This is a genomic window from Pseudomonas sp. R32, assembly GCF_009866705.1.
Classification (GTDB): Bacteria; Pseudomonadota; Gammaproteobacteria; order Pseudomonadales; family Pseudomonadaceae; genus Aquipseudomonas; species Aquipseudomonas donghuensis.
Window position 1 is genome coordinate 2,399,250 of the sequence record NZ_CP019396.1, and the last position, 18,138, is coordinate 2,417,387.

Genomic DNA, 18,138 nt, shown 5'->3' on the forward strand with positions numbered 1-18,138 from the left:
AAAACAATGGGTTTCAGCGCCGGCCATTCCAGTAGCCGGACAACTGGTGCCAGGACTTGCCGGCGGTCAGCAGCACCGCGCGCAGTGAGTCCTTGGCCGGGATGGTCGGGCGTGGCACCGAACTGATCAGGTCATAGCGCGCAGAGCTTTCGCTCATGCCTTCGGCCAGTACCTTGCAGATGATGTGGCTTGGGGTGACGCCAAAACCGGAATAACCTTGCACGTAAAACGCGTTGCGCCGACCGGGCAGGGTGCCGATCTGCGGGAACAGGTTGGGGCTGCACGCCATCGGCCCGCCCCAGGCCAGGTCGATCTTCACGTCCTTGAGGTAGGGGAAGATCTTCAGCATCAGGTTGCGGTTCCAGGCCTTGAGGTCGCGCGGGATGTGCTCGACCAGCGGTGTGGCGGCACCGAACAACAGGCGGTTTTCGTTGGTCACGCGGTAGTAGTCGATCACCGGGCGGATGTCGCTGTAGGCGCCGCGAATCGGGCTGATGCGCTGGATCAGTTCGTCCGGCAGCGGCTCGGTCATCATCTGGAAGGCGTAGGTGTTGATGGTCGAGCGGTGCAGCTCCGGCTCCAGTTTGTTGAGGAAACTGTCGCAGGCCCACAGCAGCTTGCTGGCGGTCACCGAACCGCGCCCGGTGCGTACGCGAATGCGCTCGCCGTACTGCACCTGCAGCGCCGGGCTGTTCTCGAAGATGCGCACGCCGTGTTCGCTGAGGGCCTTGGCTTCACCGAGCAACAGGTTCAGCGAGTGCACATGGCCACCGCCCATGTGCAGCAGGGCACTGCTGTAGGCGTCGGAGCCGATGATCTGCTTGACCTCGCTGCCACCGAGAAAACGGATCTCGTGCTGGGAGTTGACCGACTTGAAGTCCTTTTCCCAGGCGCGCAGGGTCTTTTCCTGGCGGGCATTGAAGCCCATGTAGCCGTAGCCATGGCAGAAGTCGGCATCGATGGCGTACTTGGCAATGCGCTGCTTGATGATGTCGGCGCCCAGGTCGCTGATCTCGAAGATCTGCCGCAAGCCATCGTCGCCGACGTGCTGCTTGATCTTCTCCAGGTCGTGGCCGATGCCGGCCATGATCTGCCCGCCATTGCGCCCGGTGCCGCCAAAGCCCAGGTACCGGGCTTCGAGCACGACGATGTTGGTGATGCCTTTTTCCGCCAGCTCCAGGGCCGTGTTGATCCCGGAAAAACCGCCGCCGATGATGACCACGTCGGCGTCCACGTCTTCTTCCAGGGTCGGGAAGCTGAGGTTGTATTTTTTGGTGGCGGTGTAGTAGGTCGGCGTTTCGATGTTGATCATGGCGCTGCCTGAAAAGTGAAGTACTGATGGGCTCTATTAAGGCCCTGCGCCGCGCTGGCGTCTTGATCCTGCCTGCCGCCGGGCTTGACTGGCGGTGCCAGGGCTGTGGCAAGGCGTTGATTTTGTTAAAGTGTTAACAAAATAGCCTGATGATTAGCCAAGCCATGCCCCAACCGCGCCCGTCCCTGACCCTGACCTTGTTGCAAGCCCGCGAAGCGGCCATGCGTTTCTTTCGACCCTCGCTCAACCAGCACGGGCTCACCGAGCAGCAGTGGCGGGTGATCCGTATCCTGCACCAGCAGGGCGAAATGGAGATCTACCGCCTGGCGGAACTGGCCTGCATCCTCAAGCCGAGCATGACCGGGGTGCTGGTGCGCATGGAGGCGGCCGGGCTGGTCAGCCGGCGCAAGGCCGAGCAGGATCAGCGCCGGGTGCTGGTCAACCTGGCGGCCAAGGGCGAGGAGATTTTTGCCTCGATGAGCCAGTGCATGGAGAGCAACTATCGGCGTATTCAGGAGCAGTTCGGGGAGCAGAAGCTGCAGGCGTTGCTGGGCTTGCTGGAGGAGTTGAAGCAGGTGGGGCGGTGACCGCATCGCTGGCAAGCCAGCTCCCACAAGGTCTTCTGTAAACCTAACCTGTGGGAGCTGGCTTGCCAGCGATGAGGCCAGTACAGTCAATACACAGAAGGGCCGGATGAAGCCGGCGCCACCCCCCCCTTGAACCTGCCCGCCAACCCCTGCAAGCCGCGCATCAGCACCGTGGTATCCACCCCCACCGCGACAAATCCGGCGCCCAGCTCCAGGTAGCGCCGTGCCAAGGCCTCATCGGCACTGAGAATCCCTGCTGCCTTGCCGGCCTTTTGAATCTGCCCGATCGCCTGTTCAATCGCCGCCTGCACCTCAGGGTGCCCGGGATTGCCGCGATACCCCATGGACGCACTCAGGTCCGCCGGGCCGATGAACACCCCGTCAACCCCCTCGACGGCGGCAATCGCATCCAGGTTCTGCAGCCCTTCAAGGCTCTCGATCTGCACCAGCAAGCACATCTGCTCATCGGCCTGGTCGAGATAACCGGGGATGCTGTTCCAGCGCGATGCCCGCGCCAGGGCACTGCCGACGCCGCGCACGCCGTTGGGCGGGTAGTGCATGGCGCGTACCAGTTGGCGTGCCTGTTCGGCGCTTTCGACCATCGGCACCAACAGGGTTTGCGCGCCGATATCCAGCACCTGCTTGATCAGCGCGGTGTCGCCGATCACCGGGCGGATAATCGCCTGGGCCGGGTAGGGGGCGATGGCCTGCAACTGGCCGAGCATGCCGCGCAAGTCGTTGGGGGCGTGCTCGCCGTCGATCAGCAGCCAGTCGAAGCCTGCGTTGGCGGCAAGTTCTGCGCAGTACGGCTCGGCGAGGCCGAGCCACAGGCCGATTTGCGCCTCGCCGTGTTGCAGGCGTTGTTTAAAACGGTTGATGGGCATGTCCATGGGCAAGTCCTCAAACGAAACGGCAGGCAATCGAACCGAGCATGTCGTAGTCGACATGGAAGGTATCGCCCGGGTTGGCCGCCACCGGGCGGGTGAAGGAGCCAGCGAGGATGATCTGCCCGGCTTCGAGGGTGACGTCGTACGGCGCCAGTTTGTTGGCCAGCCAGGCGACACCCTTGGCCGGGTGATTGAGCACCGCCGCCGAAACCCCGGACTCTTCGATCACGCCATTGCGGTAGAGCACCGCCGGCACCTTGCGCAGGTCGATATCGCCCGGGCGCACCGCGCGCCCGCCCATGACCACGCCGGCGTTGGCGGCGTTGTCGGAGATGGTGTCGAAGACCTTGCGCGTGGCCTGGGTCTGCGGGTCGATCTGCTGGATGCGCGCATCGATGATCTCCAGCGCCGGGATCACCCATTCGGTGGCGTCGAGCACATCGAACAGGGTCACGTTCGGCCCCTTGAGCGGCTTGCCGAGGACGAACGCCAGCTCCACCTCGACCCGCGGCACGATAAAGCGCTGGAAGGGGATGTCGCTGCCTTCGTCGAAGAACATGTCATCGAGCAGCGCGCCGTAGTCCGGCTCGCTGATGTTCGACGACACCTGCATGGCCCGCGAGGTCAGGCCGATCTTGTGGCCGACCAGCTTGCGCCCGTCCTGGATCTTTTGCGCGACCCAGGCACGCTGGATGGCATAGGCGTCTTCGATGCTGATGCCCGGGTGCTCCAGGGAGAACTGCTGCACCTGTTCGCGGCTGCGTTCGGCGCGGTCGAGCTGGGCGGCGGCTTGTAGGATCTGGCTGTGGTCAAGCATGGCTGAATCTCTTACTGAGGGTTGACGATGGCAGCCTTGGTGCGCAGCACCAGCAAGCCGCCGAGGGTGATGAACAGCGCCAATACGTACAGGGCCAGGCTGGCGCTCTGGGTGGTGTCGCGCATCCAGCCGATCAGGTAGGGGGCAAGGAACGAGGCGATGCTGCCGAACGAGCTGATCAGGGCGATACCGGCAGCCTGGGTGGTGTTCGAAAGGAACGCCGGTGGCAGTTGCCAGAACATCGGCAAGGCGGCGCTGGCGCCCATGCCGGCGATGATCAGCCCGCCCAGGACCATGACGGCATTGCCTGGCGCCAGGCCCGCCACGGCAATGCCGATGGCCGACATCAGCAGCGGTACGCACAGGTGCCAGCGGCGTTCACGCTGACGGTCCGAGGAGCGGCCGCAGGCGATCATGAAGAAGCACCCGGCCAGGTACGGCACGGCGCTGAGCAACCCGACCCGGCCATCGCTGCCGATGCCGGCGCCGTGGATCAGGGTCGGCATCCAGAACGCCAGGGTGTTGACCGCCAGCATCACCGCAAAGTACACCGCCACCAGCAGCCAGACCTGGCTGTCGCGCAGGATGCCGGCGAACGAGGTGATGGATTTGCGCTGTTCTTCCTGGCTCAGTTGCTCGCGCAGTTGCTGTTTCTGGTTGCCGTTCAGCCAGCTGACGCTTTCGAAGCTGTCGGGCAGGCACTTGAGCACCACCAGGCCGAGCAACACCACCGGTGCGCCTTCGATCAGGAACATCCACTGCCAGCCACGCAAGCCGGCGGCGTCGTGGAACAGCTCGAGGATGCCGCCCGACAGCGGCCCGCCGACCACGCCGGCCATGGGCACGGCAATGGCGAACAGCGCGGTGATCTGCCCACGGCGGCGGGCCGGGTACCAGCGGTTGAGGTAAACCAGGATGCCGGGGAAGAAGCCGGCTTCGGCGACGCCCAGCAAAAAGCGCAGGACGTAGAAGCCCGAGGCCGATTCAACCCAGAGCATGCTGGTCGACAACGTGCCCCAGACCACCATCAGGGTAGCGATCCAGCGCCGTGGGCCGACGCGGTCCAGGGCCATGTTGCTGGGGACGCCGAACAGCGCGTAGGCGATGAAGAACAACCCGGCACCAAAGCCGTAGACCGTGTCGCTGAAGTGCAGGTCGCTGCTCATCTGCATCTTGGCAAAACCAATGTTGATGCGGTCAAGGTGAGCGAACAGGTAACAGATCAGTAGCAGCGGCATCAGCCGCCAGGTGATCTTGCTGTGGGTCGAGTCATGTTGGGCAAGGGCAGCGTGTTCGGCAGTATTGGCTGTGCTCATGATCTTGTACTTTTTGTCAGAGGGCCGTTGGGGAGGGCGGGTGGCTGTGGCTCAGCCCGCCTGGTTGCGCAGAAAGGCGTGAACATTGTTCTGCTTGAAGTTCAGTTGCGGGTGCAGCTCGATCATCTCGAACGACAGGGCCAGCAGGCGCTGGCTTTGCAGCTCGGCAAAATGCGCGGTGATCACCTCGAACAGCGTCTGGGCGACCTGGGTGCGGGTGTCCAGGTCGCGGCCATGGCCGACTTTCAGGGTCATGTGGACGAAGGCGTAGTCATGCTTGCCATCGGCCATGCGCCAGGTGTCCAGGCGCACGCCGCGGCTGCGGATGCCGCCCAGGGGGAACACGCCACTGGCGCCCAGGCTGGCGTGGACCTTCTCGAACAGGCCGGGCAGGTCGGCCTGTTGCTCGATGTTGTCGGTGTACTCAATGATGAAATGCGGCATGAAGATCTCCGTTTGAACGGCGGCAAGCGGCAAGCTACAAGCGGCAAGAGCGCGTGCTCTTCACTTGCAGCTTGTGGCTTGAAGCTTGTGGCTGCTGCCTTCGCGCTACAGCGGGAAGACAGCGTTGATCTGGCCGGTGCCGGAACTGCCGAACGGCTCGGTCAGCACCTCGACCGGCTTGTTGTAGTCGGCGCCGCCGAGCAGGCCCAGGAGCATCGCCGTGTCGTGCATGCCGCCTTCGCCGTAGCAGTGATTGGCGTAGTCCGGGAGCATCGCGCAGAACTCCTTGAAGCGGCCCTGCTTCCACAGCTCGACCACGCGCAGGTCCATCTGCTTGTCGAATTCGCGGGTCCAGTTGTGGATGTTGGCTTCGGCCTCGCGGTCGTCCGAGAAGCGGTGCGAGAGCGAACCCGAGGCCAGTACCAGGACCTTGCGGTCGCTCTTTTCAATGGCCCGGCGCACGGCGGCGCCAAAGGCGAAGCTGTCTTCCAGGCGGTGCCAGGCGCACCAGGCGGCAATCGACACGACCTTGAGCTTTTGCGCTTGCGGTACATCCATGTGCATGTAGCGCATCGGTACCAGGGTGCCGTACTCAAGCTCAAGGCTTGGGATGTTGTGAGCCAGGGTGCGCACGCCGGCGGCGTTGGCTTCAAGGCCGATCAGCTCGCCCAGCTCCGGGCAGCCGGGGTACTCGAAGTCCATGTTCTTGATGAAGTGCGGCAGTTCGTTGCTGGTGTAGGTGCCCTTGAAGTGCTCGCCGCAGTTGATGTGGTAGCCGCTGTTGACCAGCCAGTGGACGTCGAACACCACGGCGGTATCGGCGCCCAGCTCGCGGGCGCGGCGGCCGATTTCCTTGTGCCCGGCGATCGCCGCCTCGCGGCAGCCATGATGCTTGCCGGGCAGTTCGGACAGGTACATCGAGGGTACGTGGCAGACTTTGGCTGCCAGGACGACTTCGCCCATGATGGAACTCCTGGTAATTGTTGTTGTTGGAGCGGGCTTGCCCCGCGATGTGGTGTAGGACCGAAGCAAGATCGCGGGGCAAGCCCGCTCCTACAGGGATCTGCTTTTAGACGCCCCAGCGCGGAATATGGTGACTGCCCATCGAGATACACACGTTCTTGATCTCGGCAAACACCTCGAAGCTGTATTGCCCGCCCTCACGGCCGGTGCCCGAGCCCTTGACCCCGCCGAACGGCTGGCGCAGGTCGCGCACGTTCTGGCTGTTGATGAACACCATGCCGGCCTCGATACCGCGGGCCAGACGATGCGCCTTGCCGATGTCCTGCGTCCAGATGTACGAGGCCAGGCCATACTCGGTGTCGTTGGCCAGTTGCAGCGCCTGGGCTTCATCCTTGAAGGGGATCAAACACACCACCGGGCCGAAGATTTCTTCCTGGGCGATGCGCATCTGGTTGTTGACGTCGGCGAACACCGTCGGCTGGATGAACTGCCCGCGGGCCAGGTGCGCCGGCAGGTTGGCCGGGCGCTCCAGGCCGCCAGCGAGCAGGGTCGCGCCTTCCTCGATGCCGATCCTGATGTAACCGGTGACCTTGTCATAGTGGGCTTGAGTAATCATCGAGCCTACCTGGGTTTTCGGGTCTTGCGGGTCACCAACGATCAGCCGTTTGGCCCGTGCGGCGAACTCGGCGACGAACTGCGGGTAGACACTCTCCTGGATGAAAATGCGGCTGCCGGCGGTGCAGCGCTCGCCATTGAGCGAGAAGATGGTGAACAGCGCCGCATCCAGGGCGCGCTCCAGGTCGGCGTCTTCGAAGATCAGCACCGGCGACTTGCCGCCCAGCTCCATGGAGTACTTCTTCAGGCCTGCGGTCTGCATGATCTTCTTGCCGGTGGCGGTGCCGCCGGTAAAGGAGATCGCACGTACGTCCGGGTGACGCACCAGGGCGTCGCCGGCGGTGGCGCCGTAGCCCTGGATGACGTTGAGCACACCCTTGGGGATACCGGCTTCGACGGCCAGGCGCCCCAGTTCGTTGGCGGTCAGCGGCGACAGTTCACTCATCTTCAGCACGGCGGTGTTGCCCAGGGCCAGGCACGGCGCAGTCTTCCAGGTCGCGGTCATGAACGGCACGTTCCACGGCGATACCAGCCCGCACACGCCCACCGGCTGGTACAGGGTGTAGTTGAGCATCTGGTCGTCGACCGGGTAGGTGTGGCCGTCCATGCGCGTGCAGACTTCGGCGAAGAAGTCGAAGTTGTGCGAAGCACGGGGGATCAGCACGTTTTTGGTCTGGTGGATCGGCAAGCCGGTGTCGAGGGTTTCCAGCTCGGCCAGGTGCGGCACGTTCTGCTCGATCAGTTCGCCGAGCTTGCGCATCAGCCGGGCGCGCTCCTTGGCCGGGGTGTTGGCCCATTTCGGGAAGGCTTCCTTTGCCGCCGCAACAGCCTGGGCAACCTCGTCGGCGCCGCCGCTGGCGACTTCTCCAATGGCCTCGCCGGTGGCCGGGTTGTAGTTGACGAACACGTCTTTGCTTTCGACCTCGCGGCCGTTGATCCAGTGTTTGATCATGTTGCTCATGCCTCTTGGCGGTTGAGGGCGAAGAACTCGGCTTCGCTGACAATTCGGTTGACCAGGCGCCCGACGCCTTCGACTTCGACCACCACTTCGTCGCCCGGCACCACGTCGGCCAGGCCCTCGGGGGTGCCGGTGGCGATCATGTCGCCCGGCTGCAGGGTCATGAAGCTGGACAGGTATTCGATCAGGTAGGGGATGTCGAAAATCATGTCCTTGGTACTGCCTTGCTGCTTGAGCTCACCGTTGATCCAGGTGCGCAAGGTCAGGTTGCCGGCATCCGGCACGTCGGCGACGTCGACGATCCACGGCCCGACCGGGGTGGTGGCGTCGCGGTTTTTCACTCGCAGGTTGGGCCGGTAGTAGTTCTCCAGGTAATCGCGGATGGCGTAGTCGTTGCACACCGTGTAGCCGGCCAGGTACTTGAGTGCATCCTCGCGCTTGACGTTGCGCGCAGGCTTGCCGATCACCGCCACCAGCTCGCACTCGTAGTGCATGTAGGCGACGTTGTCCGGGCGCCAGCTGACCTGGTTGTGGCCGGTGTAGGTGCCCACCGACTTGACGAACGCCAGCGGTTCGGTGGGCGGCGTGAAGGCCAGTTCCGCGGCGTGGTCGGCGTAGTTCAGGCCCAGGGCGAACATGTTGCCGGTGGCCGGTGGCAGCCACTCGACCTGCTGCTCCGGCAACAACCGGCCATCAGCCAGGCGCACGGCGTTGTCGGCCTCGACGGTGACGGCGTGGACTTCACCCTGGTAGCGGATACGTGCGTGTTTCATCAGCGCTTCTCCTGCGCGGCAACGATGCTGTTGGTCAGGCGCCCGAGGCCGCTGATCTCGACTTCTACCTGGTCCCCGGGCAGTACATCGACGCGGCCTTCGGGGGTGCCGGTGATCAGCACATCACCTTCGTGCAGGGTCATGAACTCGCTGATCTCGGCAATCAGCTGGGCAACGCTGCGGACCATGTTGGCGGTGCTGTTTTGCTGGCGCAGTTGGCCATTAATGAACAGCTTGATGCTCAGTTGCTGCGGGTCGGCAACCTGCGCGGCGGGTACCAGCTCAGGGCCCAGGGCGCAGAAGCCGTCGCGGCACTTGGCCTTGACCGCCGGGCGGTAGTAGCTGTCTTCCGGCAGGCTGAATTCGTTGACGATGGTGTAGCCGGCAACATGCGCCAAGGCGTTGTCGACGCTGACCCGGGTGGCACGCTTGCCGATCACCACACCCAGGGCCGGGCCCGGTTGCAGCTGCTCGATGCCCTGCGGGTAGACCACCGGCTGGCCGTGGCCATTACGGGTATTGGGGGTCTTGATGAACAGCACCGGCTTGACCGGCGGCTTTTGATACGGCGGCTGTTCGAATTCGGCGAGACGCTGGTTCAGCAAACCCTGATAGTTCAGCGCAACGCCGAACAGGGTACCGCTGGCAGCATCGTGCAAGGCACGGCTCATGGGCTTCTCCTGGCTGGGGCAGGGGCAGGGTCCCTGCTCGAATAATTGTTAATGTATTAACGTTATAATTAAGATGTTAACGAAATGCAAGCGGCTTGCTGCAGGAGTAAGCTGGCGGCACAACAATAAGAGTGAGCAGGGCCATGAGCGAGCGCCAACCAATCCCCAACATCAACATCGGTCAGGTCTACGATCAGCGCTACAGCGATGCCGAGGTGCACTACGACAAGCTCGGCAACCTGGCCGGGTTCTTCGGCCGCAACATGCCGGTGCACCGCCATGACCGGTTTTTCCAGGTGCATTACGTCGAGAGCGGCACGGTGCGGGTGTACCTGGACGACCAGCAGTACGTCGAATCGGGGCCGATGTTCTTCCTCACCCCGCCGACCATCCCGCATTCCTTCGTCACCGAGCCCGATGCCGACGGCCATGTGCTGACCGTGCGTCAGCAACTGGTCTGGCAGTTGCTCGAAGCCGATCCTGGGTTGGCGCCGGGGCCGCAGGTGGCGCCGGCCTGCGTGGCCTTGAGCGGCCTGGAGCCGAGCTACGCCGCCGAGGCGCGGCGCCTGGCGCTGCTGTTCGATGAGCTGCACAGCGAGATCAACGCCAGCGCAGCCGGGCGCGCGGCGGCCCTGGAAAGCCTGACGCGGCTGATCATGACCAGCCTGCTGCGCCTGTGCGCCCGCTCGCTGCCGGCCCGGCCAACCCGGCATGAAGACCTGCAGGTGTTCCATCGTTTCAACGAACTGATCGAGGCCCACTACCTCGAACACTGGCCGCTGGCGCGCTATGCCCAGGGCATCGGTGTCACCGAGGCGCGGCTCAACGAAGTGTGCCGGCGCATCGCCGACTTGCCGTCCAAGCGCCTGATCCTCGAACGGCTGATGCAGGAGGCGCGGCGCCTGCTGCTGTACACCGGCAGCTCGGCCAACGAGATCTGCTACCGCCTGGGCTTCAAGGACCCGGCGTATTTCAGCCGGTTCTTTTTGCGTTACGCGCAACTGACGCCGGGGGAATACCGCCAGCGTCAGGCGGGGTTGCGCTAGGCCTGGCCGCGTAGCCAGAGATTGTCGAAACGCCAGGTGCTGAACAGCGTCTGCTCGGCTGCGGCGCCGCCGACCTGGCGCGAGAAGGCATCAAGCAGATTCACATAGCCCCAGATCAGCAAGCCGCCGCGCTCGTACTGGATCTGCTGGGCCTGGTGCACCAGGGCGCTGCGCTTGGCCAGGTCCGGCTGGGCCATGGCCTGGAGGAACAGTTCGCTGAACTGCGGGTCGTTGAAGTGGGTCTTGTTGGCCACGGCGAAGGGCGCATCGATGTGCATGGCGCTGGCCAGGAACGGCGCGCCGATGGTGCCGCCAGTGCTCAGTTGCCACTGGTCGTGCTGCGGGCCGTCGAAGGTGGCCTGGTCGACCTGGCGCACCTTGAGGCTCACGCCGATGGCCTTGGCCTGTTCGGCGAACACCAGTGCCGAAGCCAGGGCCGGGCCGCTGGTGGTTACCAGCTCGACTTCGAGCTTGTCATAGCCGGCTTCGCGCAGCAGTTGCGCCGCCCGTTGCGGGTCATGCGGGCGTGGGCCGAGGTGGTGGTTGAAGGTCGGGTCGTTCGGTGCGTACAGGTCGTTGGCTACCCGGCCCTGGCCATTCAAGGCGCGGCGCACCAGCTCCGGGCGGTCGGCGAGCAGGCGCAACGCCTCGCGGACTTTCGGGTTGTCGAACGGCGGCTTGCTGGTGTTCATCTCGAACGACAGCCAGTTGCCGCTGACCGAAGTCACCAGTTGCAGGCGCGGGTCGCGTTCGATGATCTGCAACTGCTCGCTGGGCAGGCCGTTGGCCATGTCGATCTGCCCGGCGCGCAAGGCGGCCAGACGCGAGACCTGGTCCTTGAAGTCGATGATCTCCAGTTCGTCGGCGTAGGGTCTGGCGTCCTTGTAGTAGTTTTCGAAGCGGCTGAACACCGAGCGCTGGCCGGGGGTGAAGCTTTTCAGCTTGTAAGGGCCGGCGCCGACCGGGTTGGTCAGCGGGTGGTAATCGACCGGGACGATGCCGCCGAAGTTGACCCAGGTTTCTGCCAGCGGCAGGTAGCTGCGCCCGTCCTTGAAACGGATGCGCACGGTGCGCGCGTCGAGTTTTTCCAGGTTGTCGCGGTCGACCCAGTGCAGCAGCGCAGCATAGGGCGAGGCCAGTTGCGGGTCGGTCAGGCGGCGAATGGAGAAGATCAGGTCGTCGGCGTCGATGGTCTTGCCGTTGTGAAATTCCAGGCCCTGGCGCAGGCGCACGGTCCAGGTGCTGGCGTCGGCGCTGGCTTCGGCCTCTTCGGCCAGGGCCAGGCGCGGCTGCATCTGCTCGTCCCATTCCCACAGCTTGCTGTACAGGGCAAAGCCGCGGACGATGCCGCTGCCGATGGGTTTGTGGGCATCGAGGTTGCCGACCTGGCCGCCGGACAGCACGCCCAGGCGCAGGCGCCCGCCGTGGCGCGGCGGGTCGTTGGCAACAGGGCTGGCGGCCGGCTGCTCGGGGCCGCAACCACTGAGCAGCAGCCCGCCGCCCAGCGCCAGGCTATAGCCGAGAAAGCGCCGGCGCTGGTAATCAAAAGGGTCCATGGCCTCAGCCTCCTGCTGCACGCAGGGCCGGCGCCTGGGTGTCGATCCGCCGTAATGGCGCTCGGTCGCCGCGAAAGTGCGGGAGGATGTGCTCGCCCAGGCGGTAGGCTTCTTCCAGGTGCGGGTAGCCGGCGAGAAAGAACAGGTCGATGCCTAACTGGTTGTACTCGCGAATCCGCGCCACCACGTTGGCGTAGCTGCCGACCAGCGCCAGGCCCGGCGGGATGCCGATGTAACCGAAGCCGGCCCAGACGTTGGGGTAGATGAAAAAGTCGTCGAACGGCCGGCTTTGATCCTTGGCCGAGTACTCATTTTCGTAACTGAGCTTGCGCGCAGTGCGCAGCCCGGCATGGGCGGCCACGGCCTTGACCGCGCCCTTGGCCACGCCTTCGTCGAAGAAGCGCTTGGCCTCGGCCAGGGCCTGGGCTTCGGTCTCGCGGGTGATCACATCGATCGACAGGCCGAAGCGGATGTTGCTGCGGCCATGCTTGAGCGCCCGTTCACGGATATCGGCGATCAGTGCGCGGATCTCGTCCGGATGCTCGGCGCGCATCAGGTAGAAGTCGGCGTGACGGGCGGCGAACTCCCGCGCCGCGATCGACGAGCCGGCAGTGCAGATCAACGGCAGTTCGGCCTTTTTCTGCGGCCCGCGCAGGCCGCCGCCTTCGGCCTGGTAGAAGCGCCCCTGGTAGTGGAAGTTCTCCGAGTGCCAGTAGCCCTTGACCACGTCCATGAACTCGATGGCGCGTTCGTAGCGTTCATCGTGGTCGCTGAAGTCACCGACCTGGCGCTGGATCACGTCCGAGCCGCCATTGATGATGTTCCATACCAGGCGGTTGCCGGTGGCACGCTGGTAGGTGGCGGCCTGCTGCACGGCGACCCAGGGCGTGTAGTGGTAGGGCTGGAAGGCGGTGACGTAGCTTAAGGTGCGGGTCTCGCGGGCCAGCAGCGAGCACACCGTCCACGGCTCTTCGCCAGACGGCGCGTTGACCATCAGCGCGCCGCCAAAGCCGTTGATCTCGGCGGCGCGGGCGATCTGCCCGAGGTAGTCGATGTAGGTGAAGTGATCGCCCACGGCAAAGTTCGACACCGCGCCGGTGCTGTCGCTGCCGGCATGCCAGTCGCCTCGGTTGCGCGGATCGCCAGGGAGGAACTGGGTTTCGCCGTGCAACGGCAGGCGGGTAAAAAATTCAATGCTCACGGTGATTGTCCTTATTGCACGGTGGGGTTGCAGATTGCGCTGATGGGCTGGTCGCTGAACACCTTGCGGGCGAAGGGCAGCGAGTCCTTGAGCGAGGCGTTGACCGTCTCGCTGTGGCCCAGGCCCTTGTACAGGTGGCCTTCGACAATCGAGCCGGTCTTGCAGGCGTCCTGCATCAAGGCCACCTGGGTGGCGGCGGCCGGGGTCTTGTCTTCGGCGCCGGTGCCGATGAAGATCGGCTGCTTGAGTTTCAGGGTCGGGTAGGACACCTGCGCCAGCCACGGCTTGAGCTGTTCGCCGCTGTTGGTCTTGCGGGTGTTGGCCGGGGTCAGGCCGGTGCCGAGCACATCGGCCACCAGTGATGACAGGCAGGTGCTGCGCGCCTGTTCGAACAGCGGCAGGGCCTTGTCGGTGTAGAAGTCGCGCGGGTCGATGCGTGGGTCGTACTGCTGGGCCGCCAGCAAGGTGTAGAAGCCGTAGGCCAGGGAGGCGTCGACCTTGTCCGGGTCCTGCTCGCCGACGTTCTTCGTTCCCACGGTGTAGATCACCCCGGTGCCGACGCTGCCCTTCAGGCCCAGGTCCGGGGCGTAGGTCGGCGCATAGGCGGCCGAGGCAAAGGCGCCGGCGCCGCCCTGGGATTGGCCGACCACCAGCACCTTATTGGCCAGCCCCGGCACCCCGGCAATCACCGCGCGGGCGGCGTCGAGGATGCCGTAGGCGGCCATGCGGTTGTTCAGCAGCGGGTGGCCGCCGGGCACGCCCAGGCCCTGGTAGTCGGTGGCGACGATGGCGTAGCCCTCGTTGAGCCAGCGCGCCAGGTACTGCACGTCGCGGTACGAGCGCCCGGCCCAGGACGGCGCGCAGACATCCGCCACACCCACCGTGCCATGGCCCCAGGTCACCAGCGGCCAGCCGCCTGCCGGTGCCTTGCCCTTAGGAATGAACAGTGCACCAGACACTGCCACCGGGGTCTTGCCGTCGATGCCGTCGGTGGAGCTATAGAGGATGCGCAGTTGCGACGCCGCGCCGGGCAGGCTCAGGGTCTGTTCCAGCGGCTCGCTGCGCAACAGTTTGCCGGGGCTGGCGGGGATGGCCTGGCTCCAGCTGTAGAACGCCGAGACCCGGCCATCGCCTTGCAGCGGGTCGGGTTTGGGCGCGAAGGTGTCAGCGGCCATGGCGCTGAGCGACAGGGCTAGCAGGCTCAGGCCGAAGGCGAATGTGTTCTGCAGTTTCATCGAGAGGTCCTTGCACGGTGCGTGTGCCAGGCTTGAGCGAAATGCGTGCCAGGGCGCTGCAGGCCTTGGTTTTCAAGGGCTGCGTTGCCAGCATGGGGGTTGCCTGAGGGCATCGATGCTGGCCAGCCACCACGCGTTGCTGGCCGACTGTTGCTGGAGCAGCAACGCAGAGCGCATATCTCTAATAGGTATATATAAATACTAATTAATAATTATTTGTTCTAATTTGTTTCGGGCACTATGGCCCTGCGCTTTCACTGCCAGGAATGCACCATGTCGCTGATAACCCATCCCCACGCCCGGGAATTGACCAAATCCGTTCGCGCCACCGTCCTGGTGTTCAAGGACCCGCGCTCCCAGGAACTGCTCAGCCGCATCGAACGCCTGGCGCCGAGTGAAGCCAACACCCTGATCATCGGCGAGACCGGCACCGGCAAGGAGCTGGTGGCCCGCCATATCCATCAGCTCAGCCGTCGCGGGCGCGAGCCGTTCGTGGCGGTCAACTGCGGCGCCTTTGCCGAAACCCTGGTCGAGAGCGAGCTGTTCGGCCACGAGAAGGGCGCCTTTACCGGCGCCACCAACAGCAAGGCCGGCTGGTTCGAAGCGGCCAACGGCGGCACGCTGTTCCTCGATGAGATCGGCGACCTGCCGCTGAACATGCAGGTGAAACTGCTGCGGGTGCTGCAGGAGCGCGAAGTGGTACGCCTGGGCTCGCGCACGCCGATTCCGATCAACGTGCGCCTGGTGGCGGCGACCAACGTCAACCTCGCCGATGCGGTGGTGGCCGGGCATTTTCGCGAAGACCTGTTCTACCGTCTGCACGTGGCGACCATCCGCCTGCCGCCGCTGCGCGAACGTCCGGGGGACATCCTGCCGCTGGCCGAGTTCTTCCTTGAGGAGCACTGCCAGCGCCTGGGCTACAGCCGCGCCAGCCTGAGCCTGGAAAGCGAACGCAAGCTGCTGTCGCACAGCTGGCCAGGCAACATCCGCGAGCTGGAAAACGCCATTCACCACGCGCTGCTGGTGTGCCGGCAACAGGTGGTGCAGCCGGCCGACCTGCACCTGGTGGACATGCGCTCGGTGGGCATCCGCCAGGAAGAACACAGCCAGCCGCTACGCCTGGCCAGCGAGCCGCCGAACCTTGAGGCGGCGCTGACGGCGCTGTTCGAGCAGAACATTCCAGACTTGTACGAGCATATCGAGGAAACGGTGTTTCGCACCGCGTACCGCTTCTGCCATGGCAACCAGTTGCAGACCGGGCGCTTGCTGAACATCAGCCGCAACATCGTGCGGGCGCGGTTGGAGAAGATTGGTGAGTTGAAGCGTACGGAGGGTGCTGTGCATTAGCGCCTCATCGCTGGCAAGCCAGCTCCCACAGGGGCCGGTGCATGCAGTGCCTGTGGGAGCAGGCTTGCCAGCGATGGGCACAGCACGATTTAAGCATCTGATCCGTATAAATACCCCCAACCTGAATCTGTAACCCAGTACACCCAAAAGCCATAGTAACGGCCTCCCTGATGAGGTCCGAACCATGTATCACTATGACGAGTATGACCGTGCGCTGGTGTTCGAGCGCGTGGCGCAGTTTCGCGATCAGGTGCGCCGGTTCATGGCTGGCGAACTGAGTGAAGAAGAGTTCCTGCCCCTGCGCCTGCAAAACGGCCTGTACCTGCAAAAGCATGCCTACATGCTGCGCGTGGCCATTCCCTACGGCACCCTCGGCGCCCGGCAGATGCGCACCCTGGCGCAGATCGCCCGCGAGTACGACCGCGGCTACGGCCACTTCACCACGCGCCAGAACATCCAGTTCAACTGGATCGAACTGGCCCAGGTGCCGGACATCCTCCAGCGCCTGGCCGAGGTCGAGATGCATGCGATCCAGACCTCCGGCAACTGCGTGCGCAACATCACCACCGAAGCCTTTGCCGGCGTTGCCGCCGACGAGTTGCTCGACCCGCGGCCGCTGGCCGAGATCCTCCGGCAGTGGTCGACGATCAACCCGGAGTTCCTGTTTTTGCCACGCAAGTTCAAGATCGCCATCTGTTCGGCGATTGAAGACCGCGCGGCGATCATGATGCATGACATCGGCCTCTACCTGTACCGCGACGGCCACGGCCAGATGTGCCTGCGGGTCATGGTCGGCGGCGGCCTGGGGCGCACGCCGATCCTCGGTTTGCAGATTCGCGAGGGCCTGCCGTGGCAGCACCTGTTGTCGTATGTCGAAGCCATTTTGCGCGTGTACAACCGCCATGGCCGGCGCGACAACAAGTACAAGGCGCGGATCAAGATCCTGGTCAAGGCGCTGGGCATCGAGGCGTTTTCCCGCGAGGTGGAGGAGGAGTGGCAACACATCAAGGACGGTCCGGCGCAACTCACCGAGGACGAGTTCCAGCGCGTGGCTGCGGCCTTCGAGCCTCCAGCCTACGACAGTGTCATTGACGATGACCTGGCCTACGACACCCACCTGGCCCAGGACCATGCGTTCGCCCGCTGGGTGGCCTGCTGCGTCAAGGCGCACAAGGTTCCGGGTTATGCCAGCGTGGTGCTGTCGACCAAGCCGGGCGATGCCTCGCCACCGGGCGATCTGACCGATGCGCAGATGGACGCGGTGGCCGATTGGTCGGAGCAGTTCGGCTTCGGCGAAATCCGCATTGCCCACGAGCAGAACCTGATTCTCCCGGACGTGCGCAAGCGTGACCTGCACGCGCTCTGGCGCCTGGCCTGCGAACGCGGCCTGGGCACGGCCAACATTGGTCTGCTGACGGACATCATCGCCTGCCCGGGCGGCGATTTCTGCGCCCTGGCCAACGCCACGTCGATCCCCATCGCCCAGTCGATCCAGCGCCGCTTCGATGACCTGGACTACCTGCACGACCTGGGTGAGCTGAGCCTGAACATCTCCGGCTGCATCAACGCCTGCGGCCACCACCACATCGGTAACATCGGCATCCTCGGCGTCGACAAGAACGGCAGCGAGTGGTACCAGGTGACCCTCGGCGGCGCCCAGGGCAAGCACAGTACCTTGGGCAAGGTCATCGGCCCGTCGTTCAGCGCCGCCGAGATCCCGCAGGTGATCGAGCAGATCATCGCCACCTATTGCGCCTACCGCGAGCAGGACGAAGCCTTTGTCGACACCGTGCGCCGGGTCGGCCTGGAACCCTTCAAGGAACGGGTCTATGCCAAGCGCCCGGAGGAGCTGATATGCGTAATGTGATTGGCCTGCGCAATGGTGAGGCGCAGTTGATCGAGCACGATCCCTGGCAACTGTTGCGCGAACCCGGCGAGGTGCTGCCCGACGGCCTGCTGATTCTGCCGCTGGCCACCTGGATTGCCCGCCGCGCCCAGCGGCCCCTGGGGCGTGACGGCTTGTGGCTGGGCCCGGACGATGATGTCGAACCGTTGCGCCCGTGGCTGGCGCAGGTGCCGTTGATTGCGGTGGACTTCCCCAGCTTTCGCGACGGCCGTGGCTACAGCCAGGCTTACCTGCTGCGCAGCCGGCTGGGCTGGCACGGCGAACTGCGTGCGGTCGGCGATGTGTTGCGCGACCAGCTCAGCCATATGCGCCAGTGCGGTTTTGACAGCTACGCGGTGCGTGAAGACAAATGCGCGCAGGATGCCTTGCTGGGCCTGGCTGGCATGAGCGTGCTGTATGGGCGTTCGGTGATCGAGCCACGGCCGTTGTTTCGTCGTCGCTGACTGGTACGGCGCCGGCACTGGTCTATCGTTTAGCTTTTGTTTGCCCGGCAATGCCGTGCCT

The 18,138-nt window shown here is 64.5% G+C and carries 17 protein-coding genes; 5 read left to right on the forward strand and 12 right to left on the reverse strand.

Translation table 11 applies throughout. The features are described from left to right. Positions 1-13: 13 nt before the first annotated feature. Entirely contained in the window at positions 14-1,312 is a 1,299-nt protein-coding gene (locus tag PspR32_RS11150) for an NAD(P)/FAD-dependent oxidoreductase (RefSeq protein ID WP_159388481.1), read from the reverse strand. Between the two features lie 164 nt (positions 1,313-1,476). Here PspR32_RS11150 and hpaR point away from each other — a divergent pair, with 164 nt between their 5' ends. After that, positions 1,477-1,899, forward strand: a complete 423-nt coding sequence (gene hpaR, locus PspR32_RS11155) for a homoprotocatechuate degradation operon regulator HpaR (RefSeq protein WP_036996137.1) — start codon at positions 1,477-1,479, stop codon at positions 1,897-1,899. 86 nt (positions 1,900-1,985) lie between these two features. On the opposite strand, the gene hpaI is transcribed toward hpaR, so the two are convergent. The 8 genes from hpaI to PspR32_RS11195 form a co-directional block, all read right to left on the reverse strand. After that, entirely contained in the window at positions 1,986-2,789 is an 804-nt protein-coding gene (gene hpaI / locus PspR32_RS11160) for a 4-hydroxy-2-oxoheptanedioate aldolase (RefSeq protein WP_159388482.1), read from the reverse strand. A gap of 10 nt (positions 2,790-2,799) precedes the next feature. Further along, positions 2,800-3,603, reverse strand: a complete 804-nt coding sequence (gene hpaH / locus PspR32_RS11165) for a 2-oxo-hept-4-ene-1,7-dioate hydratase (RefSeq protein WP_159388483.1) — start codon at positions 3,601-3,603, stop codon at positions 2,800-2,802. An 11-nt stretch (positions 3,604-3,614) separates the two neighbouring features. Further along, positions 3,615-4,919 (reverse strand): MFS transporter, encoded by a 1,305-nt coding sequence (locus PspR32_RS11170; RefSeq protein ID WP_010221845.1) that lies wholly within the window; start codon positions 4,917-4,919, stop codon positions 3,615-3,617. Positions 4,920-4,970: 51 nt separating this feature from the next. After that, the gene (locus tag PspR32_RS11175; RefSeq protein ID WP_159388484.1) at positions 4,971-5,363 is read right to left on the reverse strand and encodes a 5-carboxymethyl-2-hydroxymuconate Delta-isomerase; all 393 of its coding nucleotides are present in this window, start codon (positions 5,361-5,363) and stop codon (positions 4,971-4,973) included. A 105-nt stretch (positions 5,364-5,468) separates the two neighbouring features. Beyond that, positions 5,469-6,326: a 3,4-dihydroxyphenylacetate 2,3-dioxygenase gene (gene hpaD, locus PspR32_RS11180; RefSeq protein WP_036995986.1), complete on the reverse strand. Its 858-nt coding sequence runs from the start codon at positions 6,324-6,326 to the stop codon at positions 5,469-5,471. Positions 6,327-6,432: 106 nt separating this feature from the next. Beyond that, on the reverse strand, positions 6,433-7,893 hold the full coding sequence (hpaE, locus tag PspR32_RS11185; protein ID WP_036996135.1) for a 5-carboxymethyl-2-hydroxymuconate semialdehyde dehydrogenase: 1,461 nt from the start codon (positions 7,891-7,893) through the stop codon (positions 6,433-6,435). Positions 7,894-7,898: 5 nt separating this feature from the next. Next, complete coding sequence (locus PspR32_RS11190; RefSeq protein ID WP_036995985.1) at positions 7,899-8,672, reverse strand: fumarylacetoacetate hydrolase family protein; 774 nt, start codon at positions 8,670-8,672, stop codon at positions 7,899-7,901. Then, the gene (locus PspR32_RS11195; RefSeq protein ID WP_010221850.1) at positions 8,672-9,343 is read right to left on the reverse strand and encodes a fumarylacetoacetate hydrolase family protein; all 672 of its coding nucleotides are present in this window, start codon (positions 9,341-9,343) and stop codon (positions 8,672-8,674) included. Before PspR32_RS11195 ends, PspR32_RS11190 begins: the two co-directional genes overlap by 1 nt. A 143-nt stretch (positions 9,344-9,486) precedes the next feature. Between PspR32_RS11195 and hpaA the strand changes: the two genes are divergently transcribed. Beyond that, positions 9,487-10,389, forward strand: coding sequence for a 4-hydroxyphenylacetate catabolism regulatory protein HpaA (gene hpaA / locus PspR32_RS11200; RefSeq protein ID WP_010221851.1), 903 nt, complete (start codon positions 9,487-9,489; stop codon positions 10,387-10,389). On the opposite strand, the gene PspR32_RS11205 is transcribed toward hpaA, so the two are convergent. The 3 genes from PspR32_RS11205 to PspR32_RS11215 are packed head-to-tail and all read right to left on the reverse strand — an operon-like array spanning position 10,386 to position 14,381. Further along, positions 10,386-11,945, reverse strand: coding sequence for an ABC transporter substrate-binding protein (locus PspR32_RS11205; protein WP_159388485.1), 1,560 nt, complete (start codon positions 11,943-11,945; stop codon positions 10,386-10,388). The two genes, hpaA and PspR32_RS11205, sit on opposite strands and share 4 nt — an antisense overlap. A 4-nt stretch (positions 11,946-11,949) precedes the next feature. Beyond that, a complete protein-coding gene (locus PspR32_RS11210) occupies positions 11,950-13,146 on the reverse strand; it encodes an LLM class flavin-dependent oxidoreductase (RefSeq protein ID WP_159388486.1) in 1,197 nt (398 codons plus the stop codon). Between the two features lie 11 nt (positions 13,147-13,157). Next, a complete protein-coding gene (locus PspR32_RS11215; protein ID WP_159388487.1) occupies positions 13,158-14,381 on the reverse strand; it encodes a lipase family protein in 1,224 nt (407 codons plus the stop codon). 273 nt (positions 14,382-14,654) lie between these two features. On the opposite strand from PspR32_RS11215, the gene PspR32_RS11220 reads away from it, so the two are divergent. The 3 genes from PspR32_RS11220 (at position 14,655) to PspR32_RS11230 (ending at position 18,077) form a co-directional block, all read left to right on the forward strand. Beyond that, positions 14,655-15,728 (forward strand): sigma-54 interaction domain-containing protein, encoded by a 1,074-nt coding sequence (locus PspR32_RS11220; protein WP_010221855.1) that lies wholly within the window; start codon positions 14,655-14,657, stop codon positions 15,726-15,728. A 184-nt stretch (positions 15,729-15,912) separates the two neighbouring features. After that, on the forward strand, positions 15,913-17,595 hold the full coding sequence (locus PspR32_RS11225) for a nitrite/sulfite reductase (protein ID WP_100782659.1): 1,683 nt from the start codon (positions 15,913-15,915) through the stop codon (positions 17,593-17,595). Then, positions 17,583-18,077 carry a DUF934 domain-containing protein gene (locus PspR32_RS11230; RefSeq protein ID WP_010221857.1) on the forward strand — a complete coding sequence of 165 codons (495 nt, stop codon included), beginning with the start codon at positions 17,583-17,585 and terminating at the stop codon, positions 18,075-18,077. The genes PspR32_RS11225 and PspR32_RS11230 overlap by 13 nt, the downstream gene beginning before the upstream one ends. Positions 18,078-18,138 lie beyond the last annotated feature (61 nt).